9 protein-coding genes and 1 tRNA gene are annotated in these 16,447 nt (G+C 64.9%); 6 read left to right on the top strand and 4 right to left on the bottom strand.

Features of this window, described 5'->3' with window-relative positions:
- Positions 1-12: 12 nt before the first annotated feature.
- Both DR039_RS03895 and DR039_RS03890 read left to right on the top strand, forming a co-directional pair.
- On the top strand, positions 13-1,491 hold the full coding sequence (locus DR039_RS03895) for a sugar transferase (RefSeq protein WP_111836110.1): 1,479 nt from the start codon (positions 13-15) through the stop codon (positions 1,489-1,491).
- Positions 1,491-1,943, top strand: coding sequence for an adenylyltransferase/cytidyltransferase family protein (locus tag DR039_RS03890; protein ID WP_229116783.1), 453 nt, complete (start codon positions 1,491-1,493; stop codon positions 1,941-1,943). Before DR039_RS03895 ends, DR039_RS03890 begins: the two co-directional genes overlap by 1 nt.
- A gap of 195 nt (positions 1,944-2,138) precedes the next feature.
- Here the strand turns inward: DR039_RS03890 and DR039_RS03885 are convergent, their stop codons facing one another.
- The 4 genes from DR039_RS03885 to DR039_RS03870 form a co-directional block, all read right to left on the bottom strand.
- Entirely contained in the window at positions 2,139-4,952 is a 2,814-nt protein-coding gene (locus tag DR039_RS03885) for a helix-turn-helix transcriptional regulator (protein WP_170166841.1), read from the bottom strand.
- A 237-nt stretch (positions 4,953-5,189) separates the two neighbouring features.
- Positions 5,190-6,173 (bottom strand): ribose-phosphate diphosphokinase, encoded by a 984-nt coding sequence (locus DR039_RS03880; protein WP_111836108.1) that lies wholly within the window; start codon positions 6,171-6,173, stop codon positions 5,190-5,192.
- A gap of 99 nt (positions 6,174-6,272) precedes the next feature.
- Positions 6,273-7,223, bottom strand: coding sequence for a bifunctional UDP-N-acetylglucosamine diphosphorylase/glucosamine-1-phosphate N-acetyltransferase GlmU (locus tag DR039_RS03875; RefSeq protein WP_407641274.1), 951 nt, complete (start codon positions 7,221-7,223; stop codon positions 6,273-6,275).
- Between the two features lie 122 nt (positions 7,224-7,345).
- Positions 7,346-7,417 (bottom strand) — tRNA-Gln (locus DR039_RS03870).
- A gap of 195 nt (positions 7,418-7,612) precedes the next feature.
- On the opposite strand from DR039_RS03870, the gene DR039_RS03865 reads away from it, so the two are divergent.
- The 4 genes from DR039_RS03865 to DR039_RS03850 all read left to right on the top strand — a co-directional run bounded on the left by DR039_RS03865 (position 7,613) and on the right by DR039_RS03850 (position 16,433).
- Complete coding sequence (locus DR039_RS03865) at positions 7,613-8,977, top strand: glycerophosphodiester phosphodiesterase (RefSeq protein WP_111836106.1); 1,365 nt, start codon at positions 7,613-7,615, stop codon at positions 8,975-8,977.
- Entirely contained in the window at positions 8,974-9,483 is a 510-nt protein-coding gene (locus tag DR039_RS03860) for a hypothetical protein (RefSeq protein ID WP_111836105.1), read from the top strand. Before DR039_RS03865 ends, DR039_RS03860 begins: the two co-directional genes overlap by 4 nt.
- A gap of 123 nt (positions 9,484-9,606) precedes the next feature.
- A complete protein-coding gene (locus DR039_RS03855) occupies positions 9,607-10,269 on the top strand; it encodes a TetR/AcrR family transcriptional regulator (protein WP_111836104.1) in 663 nt (220 codons plus the stop codon).
- Positions 10,270-10,427: 158 nt separating this feature from the next.
- Entirely contained in the window at positions 10,428-16,433 is a 6,006-nt protein-coding gene (locus DR039_RS03850; protein WP_111836103.1) for a fibronectin type III domain-containing protein, read from the top strand.
- The last annotated feature ends 14 nt before the right edge of the window (positions 16,434-16,447 follow it).

Raw genomic sequence — 16,447 nt, 5'->3', positions numbered from 1 at the left:
CGAAAGCCGCGTATGTCTCTCCTCCTGGCCCCCCTCCCCGTCAAGACGGTTAGCTCGAGCACCTATGAGTACTCGCGCACTGCCGCCGACCGGGCCAATGTTCACGCGCGCCGCCCTTGGAACAGCTACCGCCGAATCCTGCGCACCTGGCTCGTGGGCCAGGACCTAGTCCTCGCCGCCTCCACTGCCGCGGTAGTAGCCGCCTTTATGGACGCGCCTCAGGCCCTGTGGCTGCTTAGCACCAATGTGCTTCTAGTCGGCATCGCCATCTTCTCCGGCTCACTGAGCGAGCAGGTCCTTGCTGAGGCTGCCTCTGGCTGGCGCCGAGTGTTGTCTGCCCTGCCCACCACTGTGCTCATTACGCTGCTCGTGGCGCAGGTCATGCGCCTGCACGTACCGCTGGGCGCCACCTTGCTGGCCGCCCCCCTGGGCACCGTCGCCATGATCCTCGGCCGCGCAGCCGTTAAGGCTCGCCTGCGCCGCACCCGGATGGACGGCCACGGCCTGCGCCGCGCACTCGTCGTCGTGGGCGAGGGGGCTAACCCAATCCTGCGTGGCCTGCGCCAGCACCCCGGAGACGGCTTCCTGCTGGTTGGCTCCATTGCTTCCACCTGCACCCCTGACGCTGACACCCGGATGCCGCGTGTTCTGGGCTCCATTGACGAGCTGCACCAGATCGTCGTGGACCACAAGGTTGACGTCGTGCTGTCCGTGGGTGCTGTGCATCCGGATGACCAGATCAAGGCCCTGCGCGGCATCGAAGGCACGGACGCCCGCTTCGTCATGATGTCCGGCCTGGCCTCCGTGGCCGCCCCCCGCATCCACGTGCTGCCCTCTGCCGCCGGTTGGACTGGCGCCGTCGAGGTGGACAAGCGCCGCGAGCGCCGCCTGGGCAAGCGAGTCTGCGACCTGCTGGTCGGCAGCCTGCTCACCCTGATCGCCCTGCCGATCATCGGCATCGCGGGCATTGCCGTTAAGGTCACCGACGGCGGCCCCATGTTCTACACGCAGACCCGCGTGGGCAAGGATGGGCAGACCTTCAAGATGTTCAAGCTGCGCTCCATGTATGTGGATGCCGACGCCCGCCGTGCCGCCGTGATCGCCGAGCGCGCGAACGCTGGCCAGGGCAACGAGGTGCTCTTCAAGAGCGCCAACGACCCGCGCATCACCCCGGTCGGCAAGATCATCCGGCGTCTGTCCATTGACGAGCTGCCGCAGATTTTCAACGTCCTCCTGGGCGATATGTCCCTGATCGGCCCCCGTCCGGCCCTGCCGGAAGAGGTTGCCACCTACGACGCCGAAGCTCGTCGTCGTCTCCTGGTCCGTCCTGGCATGACCGGCCTGTGGCAGGTCTCCGGCCGCTCTGACCTGTCCTGGGAGCGCTCGGTCGCTATCGACCAGCACTACGTGGACAACTCCTCGTCCCTGCTTGATGTACACATCACGGCAGCCACCTTTGGGGCTGTCCTTGGCGGAAAGGGTGCCTACTGATGCAGGGCGCAAACACACAGGACCAGCTGGTTACGGGCTACGTGCCCGGCGGCTTCGACATGTTCCACATTGGTCACCTCAACATTCTCAAGGAGGCCGCCAAGCGCTGCGACCGCTTAATCGTGGGAGTGGCCACGGATGAGTCCCTCATTGAGATGAAGGGCCGCGCCCCCATGATCGCCTTCGCGGAGCGCCGTCAGATCGTCGAGGCCCTGGGAATCGTGGACCTGGCCGTAGCGGACCACAGTCAGGACAAGCGCCGCGCCTGGCAGGACAACCACTTTGACATCCTGTTCAAGGGCACGGATTGGCAGGGCACCGCCAAGGGGGAGCGCCTGGAAGCGGAGATGGCAGAGGTCGGCGCAGAAGTTGTCTACCTGCCTTACACCCTCTCCACCTCTTCCACCATGATCCGCAAAGCCGTGCACGAAGTGGTTGCCGCCACCGCCTGAACTCGGTTAGCCCAAATTGTGCGCCGCGCCCCGCAACCTGCTGGTTGCGGGGCGCTTGCTGTAGGCGCTCGCCATTAGGGGCTCACCCCAAATGAGTTCTCACCTCGGAGGGCGGCGGGCACCCAGAGAGGTGGCCGCGCAGGCGGTGGTTGCCGCGCAGGCGGTGACTCTATGTAGCCAGAGCCAGGACCGGGCCTACTTCTCCAGGAGGCCACACTCGATTAGGCGCGGAGCCAGATCCTTGCGCGAGGAGATATTCAAGGCCCGGTAGACGCCGGTAAGGCGCAACTCGACGGTGCGCACCGCCATGTACAGCTCACCGGCAATATCCTTGTTGCGCCAGCCCTGCGCGGCCAAGCGGGCCACCTGCAACTCCATCTCCGTGAGCTGGGGGGCTTCCACTGGACCAACAGGATCACTCTCCACCATGGCGCCGGTGTCTTTGCGCAACAAATCTATGGCCGTGATCCAGTAGGCCATCTCATTGGTGACTGCCAACTCATGGGCGCGGGCGCGCAGCACCTGGGAGCTGGAGACCGCGTCTTCACCAATGCCCAGCCCGGCCATGGAGAGCGTCGGGGACATAAACAGGCGGGCTGCACAAGCCATATTCGCGCGGATCTGCCAGATGGCGGCACCCGAGACCACCGCATCGAGCACTAGGCGAGAGATCAGGCCGGTCGCCTCAATATCGTCGGCTAGGAGCACTTCCAGGATGCGGTCATCTAAGCCCAGCACCCGGTCATCACGGTGTTCCGCGGTGGACTCGTCTAGGCCCACCTGCACCCAAGAGCGCAGCCCGGGCACGCGGTCCAGCATCTCCGGCGCGATGATGAGCATATCTACCACTGAGGACCACACGGCATCCAGGTACTTGCGGGGCACCGGCGCGGAAACGGCGGGCCCCAGCACCAGCGACGCCAGGGTGGAGTCCCCGGAAACCAGGCGGGAGGAAGCTTCCAGGATTGAAGCCCACAACTGCTGGGGGGCGGTCCAACCACCGGCGGCGTCGATGGTCATGGCGTTGTACCAACGGCTGAAGGCAACCGTGTCACCAAAGAGGAGGGCAGCCTGGGCCGCCAGCACGGAGCCGCGACCTGCCAGTGCCGAACGCACCGGCACCTGCGCCTGCTCGGACTCCAGCCGCTCACGCATCTGCGCGGTCCAGCCGCGGCGCTCGTCAAGCACGGCCCGCAGAGCCACCGCCTGGGCTTCCAGGTAGGGGGAAACATCTGAGAGGCGGGAGAGGAATGACTCTGCCACCGCGGAGGATTGCTGCCCACCGTTAGTGACGGTTAGGTAGGCGCGGATTACCAGTTCGCCCCAGTCGAGCAGGTCCAGACGCCCCATGTCCGGCGGGACGCCTAGGAGGAAGTCGTTCACGCGGGCGGCCCCCTCGGAGGCCCCATCAAGGCGACGACGCAGCTCACGCAGCACGATTTTGACGGGCTCTGTGTCCTGGGCGGCGTCTACCCCGGCGAGCAGTTCCTCCGCTGCATCCAGATGTGCCAGGGGGCTGTTGGTTTCACCGACCAGGATCTCCTGAGCTGCCATGTAAAGGAAGCAGCGGGCCGTCTCCAAGGGAGCCTTTCCGGCCAGGGCACGCAAGCGGGCGGCTATACGCCGGTCAGAGTGGGCGTTGATGTCCTCGCCGTCACGCACCGAGATGAAGCCGGTGATGGCCAGCAACTCGTCCGCAGGTTTAAGGGACTGGGATTCGATCAGCTGCAGGAAACGAGTAGAGGCAGATAGCGCACAGCCCAGGTGGAGGGCCAGCACGGCAGTCAGGAAGGTGACCTGAATGCGGTGCCCCTCTTCCAGGTCCCGGGGCTCCAACTCAGAGAGGATCCGCCAAGTCAGGTCCAAACTGCCCCGGGAGAGCTCATGCCGGGCAGCCTCCACCAAGGTGGCGACGTCAGCAGAGGTGGCTTCACCGGCCAGCAATTGGTACCAGGCACGCTCGCGCGATCCCTGCGCGGTGGCCTCAGCTAGGCGCAGGGCTAGGTCCCGGGGGCTGTCGCCATGTGCGAGCACCGCCAGGCGGGTTACCGCGCGTGGCGCGGGGTGGGCGAAGACTTCAGGAGAGGGTGAGAGGTTCTCCACCACCCGCACCGGCCGGCACCCCACCACGCGCTCCACTACGACGTCGTCCTGCACTAGCTGCAACTGGGAGGCGATCAGCGCCTCCGCCTCTTGCGGCTTGAGCTGGGAGAGCTTGTCGGAAACCATCCGCTGGGTATCCGCGGAGAAGGGCAGGTCGTATGGGAGTAGCTCGCGCCCGGCTAGAGCACCAGCGCTGAGGCTGGAAGCCGCCACAGCGATATCCGCAATGCGCCCCCCGAAGGCCCGGGCCAGCCAGCTCGCTACGACTGGCTCCACATAGCCGCGGGTCTCGGTGCGGATCAGGTCGCGGGTGTCTTCCAGCCCAAGGCGGCTGATGGAGGAGGTGTACAGCGGTGGGACGGTGGCGCCCGCGGCGGTTCCGGGAGGCAGCATGATCAGCAGTGCCAGGGGGAAACCGGAGACATAAGACGCCATGCGGCGCATCTCGGCCAATGTGCGCTCGTCCACCTGGGAGACGCCCACCACTACGAGTACCAGCGGTCCAGCCGCGGCCGCAGTGGCACAGAAGCGGGCTGCGGCCACGGCCCTGCCGGACAGGGAGGTGGCCGAATCCACCGCATCGCGCTGAAGCCGCAACTCATCGCGCAAAGCATCCAGGCTGGGCTCGAAGCGCAGGTGCTCAAAGATCTGAGTCACGCCGGAGACGAGCAGGGCATCGGAGATGCTGTGGTCGTCCCCATAGGAGCTACCGGTGGTGTCAGTGCCGTCAATCTCAAGGATGCGGGCGTCGCGGACCCGCTCGGCGCATTCCACGGCCAGCCTGGGGCCAAGGGACCATGATCCCGCAGCTACTGGGGCTGACACGAGAACAACCGAGCCCCTGCCGTTGCGGAGTCGCTCCGCAATCTCTCGGGTGAAGAGGCGTCGCTGGTACAGCGCGTACACCGGTCCTCCCATGCGCGATATCGCGGTCCGTCTCTGCGAGCGTGTGCGCAAGCAGTGCGAATGCGCCCAAGGAACCGAAAGGGATCGGACCACGGGGCATCCGCATGCGGTTCTGCACGGTCACACTAGCAGAGTTTTTGCGCTCGCCTGCGGTTTTTGATAACCCGCATGATGCAGGCCAGTTCAACGGAAATACTTATTTATCGCACCGGGAGAGGCGGCGAGGTTCCTGTGAGCTCAGACCGTGCCCTCTTCGAAAAGCGAGGTCACTGAACCATCATCAAAAACAGCCTTGATGGCACGGGCAAGTAAGGGCGCGATGCGCAGCACTGTTAGCTGCTCGAAACGCTTAGCCTCGGGAATAGGCAGTGTATCTGTGACCACCACCTCACGCGCACCGCAGGTGGACAGACGCTCTACGGCCGGCCCGGAGAGCACCCCGTGGGTGGCAACGATGATGACGTCCTTGGCACCGTTATCCAACAGCACCTTGACCGCCTTGGCGATGGTGCCACCGGTGTCGATCATGTCGTCCACCAGCACGCAGGAGCGGCCCACCACATCACCAACCACGCGGTTGGCCACGGACTCGTTGGGGCGGGTGACGTCGCGGGTCTTGTGCACAAAGGCCAATGGGGTGCCGCCAAGCTGGTTTGCCCAGCGCTCGGCCACGCGAATGCGGCCGGCGTCCGGGGAGACGACGGTGGTGGTGGCAGGGTCCACGCGAGTGCGCACGTAGTCCACTAGTACGGGCTGGGCCCACAGGTGGTCCCAGGGACCGTCAAAGAAGCCCTGTTCCTGGGAAGAGTGCAGGTCCACGCTCATGATGCGATCGGCCCCGGCAGCCTTGTACAGGTCAGCCACCAGGCGCGCGGAGATGGGCTCACGCCCCAGGTGCTTCTTGTCCTGGCGGGCGTAGGGGAAGAATGGGGAGACCACCGTGATGCGCTTGGCGGAGGCGCGCTTCAGGGCGTCCACCATGATCAGCTGCTCCATGAGCCAGTCGTTTACACGGTCACCATGGGATTGCAGGACAAAGACGTCGCTACCACGCACAGACTCGTTAAAGCGCACATAGGTCTCGCCGTTGGAGAAGTCGTAGGCCGTGGAGGAGAGCACCTCGATGCCCAGCTCCTTGGCGACGTCCTCGGCGAGCGCGGGGTGCGCGCGACCGGCGACTAAGACGAGACGCTTTTCGCCGCTGGTGATGATGCCCGACATGCGTAGTTTCCCTTCCTTTGGCCTGTTGGCCTGGTGTCCGACTGGTCAGTGCTTGGAGCTTTAGTAGTTCCGGCCCCTGCCCGGCCGGAAGGCTCGGGTTCAGTTGCTTGCGGTCACGTGGCTAAGTGGCTTAACCACCGCTCCGGCTGGGATCTGGGCGTCGTCTAGGACGCTGTGGGCGCCGATCACCGCCCCCTGGCCCACACGGGTGGTGCCGTGCAGGATCGCGCCGGGCTCAAGCTGGACGTCCTGCGCCAGAGTGACGGTGACATCTACCCAGGTGCTTGCAGGGTCGGTCACACCAACACCCTGTTCCATCCAGCGGGCCAGGATGCGGCGGTTGAGCTCGGCACCCAAGGAGGCGAGTTGGGCGCGGTCATTGCAGCCCTCTACAAGCCAGTGGTCCGTTACCGCGAGCGCGGAGGTGGATAGGCCAGCGTGGTAGGCATGGGCGACGACGTCGGTGAGATACACCTCACCCTGGTCGTTATTGGTCCCCAGGGTGGCCAGGGCCTGGCGCAGGTGAGCGGCATCAAAGACGTAGACCCCAGCGTTGACTTCCTTAATGGCCAGCTGCTCCGGGCTGGCATCACGGTGTTCCACGACGCCGGAGACGGCACCCTCAGCGGTGCGGAGCACCCGCCCATAGCCGGTGGGATCGTCCAAAACGGTGGTGAGCAGGGTGACGGCGTCACCGCGCTCCGCATGCTGGGCCAGCAGGGTCTCAAGGGTGGCGGTGTCCAGCAGGGGCACATCCCCGGAGGTGACAACCACGGCGCCGGTGGCTGCCGCGGGGAGGGCGGCCAGGCCACAGGCGACGGCACGGCCAGTGCCGGGAACTTCATCTTGGTCGGCGGGCACGGCGTCAGGCGCCACCTGTGCCAGATGAGACACAACAGCGTCACGCTCATGGCGAACAACGACCACCAGGCGTTCAGGGGAAAGTCCACGGGCTGCGGTTACGGCATGGTCCAGGAGGCTGCGGCCGCCAATTCGATGCAGAACCTTGGGTGTGGCAGAGCGCATGCGGGTGCCCTTGCCTGCGGCCATGACGATTACAGCGGTCGGTTTGGTGGTGGGGGCCACGGGTCCTCTTCTCAGCGTTTGGGAATCCGGACGGGGCAATCCTACGACGCCCCAGGGAGGCTGTAGCCCCCCCATCCACACATCCGCTCCGCCCCCAGGATTCGAACCCGGGCCTCAAGGCTCCAAAGGCCTGCGTGCTGCCACTACACCAGGGCGGATCGCATTTCAGCCCGGCGGGGCTGAAGCACCGGGCAAGTGTCTCATGAGTTGCAAGTCGAGTACGCCTCTAGGTTTCTAATACGCATATATGTTTAAATGACCGACGTCTGTTACGACCGCAAATATGGTTAAAGCCCATCTCAGCCAGGGATGGGACGACCCACGCATCCAAGCGCTCCCAGGAAGGCGCCCACATGATAAAGGTCCGCGAACAGTCCCATGCCACCGCAAGATCCGGCAAAGGGACCTCTCTAGAAGTAACCGCGCAGAAGGGCGATGTCCTGCTGTTCGTGCTCTCCTCACAGTGGGGCACAGTCGGCAGGAAGACCGTGCCCGCTGGCTGGCAGCACGTCTATGCAGATGGCCCTGCAACCGCAGGTCGTTCGGGCTTCATCGCCTGGACCCGAGCCACCCAGACCACCAAGGTGCGCCTAGACCACTGGTGGGGCGAGGTTGACACCTATGCAGCACGCCAGAACGGCCTACTACTGGCTATCAGCGGGGTAGCTGAGGGTGCGGAGCCGATCACCGAGGGCTGGGTCAAGAACCCGCCCACCCAGGTCGGTCCAGGTCTGGTCATCACCCAGCAGCACGCCTCGCGTTGGAACCCACTCGACGAGTTCACCGTCAGCAATGGCCAAGTGATCTGGGCTGGCGAGGCTTCCAAGGAACTCGCCTGGTCCTCCCTGCGCGCTGTGCTCAATAACACAAGCGGCACCGTTAAGCAGGGGAAGGCTGGAGCCACCGTCATCTGGGCCACGATTGGCTTGGAGCCCGCGGGTCCAAACGTCGATGTGGCTGTAGCTAATCCTGACGGCACGGCCATAACCCCCACCGCCTCACCACTGCGCAGCACCACGCCGGAGACGGTGGAGTCCCTGCTGGCCCGCAAACGCTGGATGATTGCGCACCGCGGCGGTTCTGCAGACTGGCCGGAGATGAGCTTGCGGGCTTACACCGAGTCCGCCCGCCGGAAGGTCTCCGCCCTGGAGTTCAGCTTCTCCATCACCAAGGACGACGTGATGCTGGGCCTGCACGATCAGACCCTCAAGCGGGTGGACTCCTCCGCCCCGGACACGCCGATCACGCAGATGACTGCGGCGGAGGCCCAGAAGTACCGCACTTTCGGGCAGCCCCTAATCAAGTTGCAGACCCTGCTCACGGCCTTCGGCAATGACAAGGTCTTATTTGTGGACCCGAAGTACTCCCCCACGCGCCACCAGCTGTACCTGCCTTTGCTGGACCCCAAGCGCACGATCATGAAGTACTACGGCGATGCCACCTGGCTGGCCACGATTTGGCGCAATGCTGGCTTCAAGTGCTGGGGCTTCATGTACCCCGAGGAGATTCTTGATGGCCGTGGCGCCACCTGGGCGCCTTACTGGGACTTGGTCGGTGTGCCGTGGTACGCCGACAAGAAGGTGTGGGAGATCGCCCGGAGCTACGGCAAACCTCTGGTTGGTCACATCTGCCCGGATCAGAAGGCCATTGACCGCAGCTTTGAGATGGGCGCAGTGGGAGTCATGTGCGCCAAGATCGATGGGATGGTGCTGAGATGAGCAAGGCTCTTGACAAGGCGATGGAAGCCCCAAGCTCAGGCGTGAGTCGGCGCAGTTTTGGACTGCTAGCTGGTGGTGCCGCGACCCTCATGGTGGTCGGCCCGACGCCGTCGGCCGCAGCGGCCACCACCTACCAGAGCGTCGCCCAGAACCCAAAGCTGGTGGTTGTGGGCCCGGCGGCTGTCTTCGGGCAGCAGACCGTGGTGCGGGTGACTTCAGGCAAGACCGCTGCCTCTGAGTTGGAGGCCGTGGGCATGCTCGGCACCAACGGCTCCCTAAGCAAGGATGCGCGCCTGCTGGGGGTGGAGCAGGGCCAAGCGGAGGCTCCGGTGGCCTCTCCGCCTTATGTCCGGGCGACTTCCGCGCAGGCGACGGCAAAAGAGACCTACCTGGTCTTCCCGATGGTCGCCTCAACCAGCACCGTGACCCTGATGCTGCCGGGCTTCGGCGTCGTAGACAACGTGCCGGTGGTGCCTGCAGCGCAGGCGCCCTTCGTGGTCTCCTGAGGCCTAACACAGCCCTGCGGCCGCCGTCGGAGCCTTGGCGCTTCCGACGGCGGCCGTCGTTTGCGCCTATCTCGCGCGCGGAGCCTGCTGCCCTCGCCAGGGTCAGGCGGCATGATAGAGAGCATGCGTTCCAAGCCTTCCCAGCGGGCCAAACAGCCAAGTAAACGCACCCGCATGAGTGCCAGCGAGCGGCGTGAGCAGTTAATCGATGTGGCCCGCACGCTTTTCGCGGAGAAGGGTTTTGAGGCGGCTGCCATTGAGGAGATCGCGCAACGCGCCAAGGTATCTAAGCCGGTTGTATACGAGCACTTTGGTGGCAAGGAGGGGCTGTACGCCGTCATCGTGGACCGCGAGCTGACCACGATTTACTCGACGATCACGGCGGCCCTGTCCTCCTCCACCTCCGCCTCCTTGATTGTGGAGCGCGCAGCCCTGGCACTGCTGGGATATATCGAGGACTCTCCCGATGGCTTCCGGATCTTGTCCTCTGGCAACGATCGGGGCAACGGCACGTATTCGACCTTGTTGGCGGACGTGGCGATCCAGGTCTCCGGGATCCTCGCCTCCCAGTTTCAATCCCATGGTTTGGACCCGCGGACCGCCCCGCTGTATGCGCAGATGCTAGTCGGAATCGTAGTAATGCCCTCGCAATGGTGGATCGAGAACCCGGCGATGAGCAAGGAGGACGTCGCCTCCCACATGGTTAACCTGGCCTGGAACGGATTGCGGGCCCTAGAAGCAAAACCCAGCCTTCGCGAAGACCCCAGCGCCCCTGCCCACCCCTAAGACCCACAGGCCCCAGCCTGCAAGCGTTTTGAGACAGACCTGAAATCCCTATCAACAGTAAGGCCAGGTACTCTCCATAGCACAGTGAAGGCCTGGGCGCTCCCTGAATCACCCAGCGCCGTGCGAGTCTCGTTTGTCAGGATCTTGGGGGGAAATCCGTGCCGTCGAACCCATTTGCGCGTATCAGCAACCGCGCGCGTCGTAGGGTCTCAGCCCTGACCGCCACCGCAGTCACCCTGGCTTTTGCCGGAGCGGCCTGGGCTTACCCAGGCGTCTCCCAAACCGATCTTGAACTCAACGACGGCGGGGTCTGGGTCACCTCCGCCGCACAGCACCTGGTGGGACGAGTCAACTACCCCTCCCGGCAGATCGACTCCTCGGTGCGCACCGCCTCCTCACACTTTGACGTCACCCAGGTGGCCTCCGAAGTCCTAGTACACGATGCCGACGCCGCCTCCGTAGCCTCCGTAGACCCAGCCTTGGTGGAGTTCACCTCCCCCACCAACCTCTCCCCCACCGCCAAGGTCGCCCAGGGCGGCAACCGCGTAATCGCCTACGACCCGGAGGAAGGCACGGTTCGCGGCACACGCACCAGCGAGCTGGGCGCCCTGCCCTCTATGCGCCCACTGCTGGAGAAACTCCCCAACGTAGCGGCCACGATCGGCCAGGATGGTTCGGTTTACGCCGTCTCCAGCTCCGGGGAACTAGCCACCGTGGCGGTTGCCAGCCAGGGTTGGAAAGAACCCAAACGCCAGCAGTTGGAGCTGCCCGCGGGCGGGGACCTGGCTATCACCGTCGTCGGTGACCAGCCGGTAGTGCTGGAAACCGGCACCGGCGTGCTCCACCTACCCGGCGGTGCCAAGACCGAGCTAGGTAGCGGTGGCTTTGTGCTGCAGCAGCCTGGTCCAGCGTCTTCTACCGTGCTAGTAGCCAGCCGCACCGGCCTGCTCACCGTCCCCTTGGAGGGTGGTGCACCCAGCGACGTCGTCCCCCAAGACCAGCTCTCCGGCGCCCAAGGCGTTGCCGCCCAGCCAGTCCTCCTGCGTGGCTGCACCTACGGTGCCTGGAGCTCCTCCGGGCAGTTCATCCGCCAGTGCGCCGGTGAAGCCCCGGAAGTCAAAACTGATTCCAATCTGGCCTCTGCCCAGAATCCGGTCTTCCGCGTCAACCGGGACGCAATCGTCCTGAACGACACCATCAAAGGCAATGTCTGGCTGCCCGAGGACAACCTAGTCCTAGTGGACAAGTGGGTGGACGCCACCGCCCAGGCAGATGACAACGCAGACCGGCAAGACAAATCCGCCAAAACCACCCAGTCCAAGAAGACCAAGCCGGACCGCACCCAGGAGAACCACGCCCCCACGGCCTACGACGACAACTTCGGGGTGCGCCCAGGACGCTCCACCGTGCTAAACGTCCTGGCCAACGACGTCGACACTGACGGTGACATCCTCACCGCCACCTCCGGATACACCGGCAACCTGGGCACTGTCACCGCCGGCCAGTCGGGCCGCACCCTGCAGATCAACGTCCCAGCCAACGCCACCGGTTCCACGGCCATCCCCTACACGGCCTCAGACGGGCGCGGGCAGGCAGACTCCGCCGTCGCCACCGTGACCGTCCACGACTGGAACGTCAACAGTGCCCCCACCCCCGGCAAGGAACAGCAGAGCCTGTCCATGGCGCAGGGGGGCACGATTTCCGCTTATGTGCTGGGTGATTGGCAGGACCCCGACGGTGACCCCGTCTTCCTAGCCTCAGCCTCCGGCACCGACGTCGAGGTGCAAACCACTCAGGAGGGCACCATCACCGTGCGGGACACCGGCGCAGGCCCCGGCACCCGCCGCATTGAACTGCTGGTTTCTGACGGCCGCGAGACCACTGCGGGCACGGTTTTCGTGGAGGTAATCCCCACCGACCAGGTCAGCCCCATTGTCAATGCCGACCACGTGCGCGTGGTGGCAGGCTCCACCATCACCGTCTCCCCGCTGGCCAATGACATCTCCCCCACGGGTGAGCCGCTCAAGCTGGCGCAGCTGCAGGAAGCCCCAGCTGGCACCAAGATCGACTTGGACCGCCGCGCCGGCACCTTCACCTTCTCCTCTGATGTCCCTCAGACCTACTACCTGGACTATGGGGCTATCGGTGGCGCTGCTCTAGCCACCTCAGTGATCCGCATTGACGTGGTGGAGAAGTCTGACCCGAGCGTGCCGCCGGTGGTGGAGAACGACACCGCTCTGCTGCGCAATGGCGGCTCCGTGACCGTGGCGCCCCTGGCCAACGACTTCGATCCAGCCGGAGGCGTGCTAGTGCTGCAGGATATTTCCCTGCCCGCCACCCCTGGGATCACCGCGACGGTCGTGGACCACGCCTATCTGCAGGTGAACTCTACGGACCAGGTGCCAGACAACCTGACGATTACTTACAACGTTTCCAACGGCACCTCCACCGCCACCGGCACTGTGGCTGTGGTCCGCGCTGCCCAGGACGACACGCAGCCACCCGTAGCCCAGGGCGATACCGCAATTGTTGGCGCCGGGGACATCATCACCATTCCGGTGCTGAAGAACGACTACTCGCCCTCCCGCCTGCCCATCAAACTGGCCTCTGAGGTCAACACCGTCGGGGAGTCCCTGGGCACCGCCTGGATCAGTGACAAGACCCTGCGCTTTAAGGCTGGTGCCACCCCCGGCCCCACCACCCTGACCTACACCGTCACCGACGACCACGGCCAGCGCGCCACCGGCACAGTAAACCTGGAAGTGCGCGCCACCACAGCGGAAACTAACGCGCCCCCGCATGCGGAATCCATTGAGGCCCAGACCGTGGCTGGCCAAGAGCTCCGCATTCCGGTGACCCTAGACGGCATCGATCCCGACGGCGACTCGGTAACCCTCAAGGGCCTAGACCAGACCCCCAAACTGGGGGCCGCCCAAGTGGAGTCCACCTGGATCACCTACACGCCCGCCGCCAGCGTCACTGGCACGGACACCTTCACCTACACGGTGGAGGATCGCTACGGTGCCAAAGCCACCGGCACGGTGCGCGTGGGCATTGCTCCCGCCGCCACCACCAACTCCGCTCCGGTGGCCGTTGACGACGTCGTCACCGCCAAACCGGGCCGCACCATAGCCGTGGACGTGATCTCCAATGACATTGACGGCGACGGCGACGCCCTGACCCTGGCAGAAGACCCCGTCAGTGACGACCCCGCCCTCAAGGTAGGGGTGCGGGCTGGGCGCGTGGTAGTCACCCTGCCGGATCAGGAAGGCGTCCACACGCTGCGGTACACCGTCACCGACTCCCGTGGTGGCTCGGACACCGGCACCGTCACTTTCCAGGCGCTTAACGCCGCCCCGCTGCTCGCGCCCATCGGCGTCGACGACTATGCCCAGGTCGATAAGGCGGAAGCCAATGGCACCATCATGGTCCCGGTGCTGGACAATGACCGAGATGACGACGGCAGTCCGTGGGCTCTGAGCGTCTCCACTAATGACCCGACCGCCGCCGTAGTAGGCACTGATGTGCGGGTGACCATGCAGGACCAGCCGCATCTGGTGCTCTACACGATCACGGACCAAGATGGCCTGTCTGGCAATGCAGTTATCCAGGTGCCAGGCAAGTCCTCCACCCCACCGCGCATCGACCCAGCCACCGTGCCGGTGCATATCACCCAGGACCAACCCAGTGATGTACAGCTGGCCGGGCATGTGATTACCCGTTCCGGCACCAGCCCCACCCTGGTTGAAGGCACCAGCCCCCGGGTGACCCCGGGCCTGTCTTCCGCAACCGCGCAGGACGGCAACACGGCCCTGCATTTGGTGCCGGAGGCTGGCTTCTCCGGCACCACCTCAGTGACCTTTGAGGTTACCGACGGCGCCGCCGCCAACCCTTTGCACTCCACCTTGACGATCCCTGTGGTGGTGGACTCTTCCACCAACACGCCACCGGTCTTCACCCCCACGCAAGTGACAGTAACTGCGGGCGGACCATCTGTAAGCGCTGACCTGGCCGCCATGACTCGCGACAATGACGCTGGTGACCTGGCCGCCATGACCTACACCATTGGTGCTGCCCCGACCGGCTTCACCGTATCCCAGGCGGGCTCACAGGTAACGATCTCCTCCCCCCAGGGCACTGCCAATGACACTCAGGGCACCCTGTCCGTGACTGTCTCTGACGGCAAGTCCAATCCGGTCACGGGCTCACTGCCACTGCGGGCGGTAACGGAGGAAGACAACCAGCCCCTGCCCACGGCCCTGTCCACTTCCCTGGAATCTAATGGCCGCCCGGTGTCCGTGGATGTCAGCAGTTTGGTCTCCACCACCCTGCCCAACCCGCAGATCGCCTTGGTAGGTTCCCCGGCAGTTACCTCCGGTCAGGGCAGTGCCTCGGCCTCCGGCAACTCTGTGACCATCAGCCCCGACGCCGGCTTCCACGGCCGCATCGTGGTGTCTTTCCGAGTTACCGATGACCCGCAGAAGCCCAACCGCACAGCCTCCGGCACCATTGTGGTGGCGGTAACTGGCGTACCCTCCGCCCCCACAGGAGTACAGGCCTCGGCCAATTCGAGTTCCTCCGCGCTGGTGTCTTGGGCTGCTGCCGGTGACAACGGCAGCGCGGTGACCGGTTACACGGTCACCGAGGTCGGTGGGGCTGGCTCCTGGAACTGCAACAGTTCACCCTGCTTGGCCAGTGGTCTGCGTGCGGGCGGCAGCTACTCCTTCCGAGTGGTGGCGCACAGCGCAGCCGGCGACTCGGCCCCCTCTGCGCCCTCCGCTGCGATAAACCTAACCTTGCGGCCGCAGACGCCCGCTGCCCCCAGTCTGGTTGGTGGCAATGGCACCCTCACGGTGTCCTGGACGGCGGTGCCCGCCATCCCCGGCGGCGTGACCTACCAGGTCACCTTGAGCCCGGAGGTGACCGGAGCGAACCCCGTATCGGTGCCGACCGCCTCCACCTCGGCCACCTTCTCCTCCGATCAGATCAAGGTTGGTGTGCCTTACCACGCCACCGTCATGGCGATCCCGAACGATCCCAACGGCCAGAAATCCGCAGTTTCTGCGTCGTCGGCTTCCGCCACCGCCTATTCCGCCCCCGGTAAGCCGGGCACCCCTTATGGGGCCTTCAACTCCAATGATCAGATTGATCTCCAGTGGGCTGCGGCAGCTCCCAACGGCTCACCGGTCACCTACTCGGTTGCCGTCTCTGGGCCAGGTGGCCCCGCCACCTACGACACCAGCTCCCGTACCTCCCTGCGCGTTAACGCCTCCGACCGGGGTACCTACACCTTCACGGTGACGGCCACCAACGCCGCCGGTTCCGTCAGTTCCGAGCCTTGGTCTGTGGCCCACTCCACCGTGCCGATGGCTCCCACCGTGCCGGCGCTCAACTCGAATCAGGTAAGCGGCCAGCTCCAGCTGGCAACCGCCTCCACCCCGGTCTCTGGCAAGGGTTGGAGTGCAGCTGAGCTCTCCATCGAGTACGAGATGGCGCAGGTTGGTGCCACGGGCAACCCCTGGCCGGTGCCCGCAGGTGGTGGGGTCTTTACTGGCCTGACCAACGGCAGAAGCTATGTGTTGCGGGCGCGCGCAGTGGGAGTTGACGGCACCCGGTCACAGCCCTCCAGCTGGTCCTCCCCCGCCATACCGGTTACCACGCCCCGCAAGGGACAAGTCAGCTGCAGCACCCAGGATCGCAGCATCGTCTGCACCTGGAGCGCCGATACGGATACCGGCTTGCCCACCACTTACAGCGTGACCGCCAACGGAGAAGCCATCAGCTCCAACGCCACCGGCAGCACCAAGAAGGAATTCTTGAAAGAGTCTGGCAGCTTAGAGGTCTGCGTACGCACCGCCAACCAGCTGGGTACTAACCAGTCCTGCGGCATCGGCCAGATTGCGGCTCCGCCTCCGCAGAACGACACCCCTTGGGCCAAGTGCACTCTGGACGGCAACACCGCCACTTGCAAATGGGACGTTACCTGGCCTCACACCCACGGCGTCGTCTACGAAGTCCTCGACTACGACACTGGCGTCCAAATCGCCTCCACCCCCACAGGAACATTGCAAAGGACCTTGACCCGGCAGCACCCAACCTTCGGTATCTGTGCAATCCGCTCGGTGCCCTACGGGCGGCCGTGCAGTTACGTCAGGCTGCCATAGGAATGACCATGAGG

It is taken from the genome of Actinomyces bovis (assembly GCF_900444995.1).
Lineage (GTDB): Bacteria > Actinomycetota > Actinomycetes > Actinomycetales > Actinomycetaceae > Actinomyces > Actinomyces bovis.
This window is presented reverse-complemented; position numbering and strand designations above follow the sequence as displayed.

Excerpts from the sequence above, each read along its gene's own strand:
- DR039_RS03895 (WP_111836110.1), top strand. The coding sequence starts at position 13 with ATGTCTCTCCTCCTGGCCCCCCTCCCCGTCAAGACGGTTAGCTCGAGC.
- DR039_RS03890 (WP_229116783.1), top strand. The coding sequence starts at position 1,491 with ATGCAGGGCGCAAACACACAGGACCAGCTGGTTACGGGCTACGTGCCC.
- DR039_RS03880 (WP_111836108.1), bottom strand. The coding sequence starts at position 6,173 with ATGTCGGGCATCATCACCAGCGGCGAAAAGCGTCTCGTCTTAGTCGCC.
- DR039_RS03875 (WP_407641274.1), bottom strand. The coding sequence starts at position 7,223 with ATGGCCGCAGGCAAGGGCACCCGCATGCGCTCTGCCACACCCAAGGTT.
- DR039_RS03865 (WP_111836106.1), top strand. The coding sequence starts at position 7,613 with ATGATAAAGGTCCGCGAACAGTCCCATGCCACCGCAAGATCCGGCAAA.
- DR039_RS03860 (WP_111836105.1), top strand. The coding sequence starts at position 8,974 with ATGAGCAAGGCTCTTGACAAGGCGATGGAAGCCCCAAGCTCAGGCGTG.
- DR039_RS03855 (WP_111836104.1), top strand. The coding sequence starts at position 9,607 with ATGCGTTCCAAGCCTTCCCAGCGGGCCAAACAGCCAAGTAAACGCACC.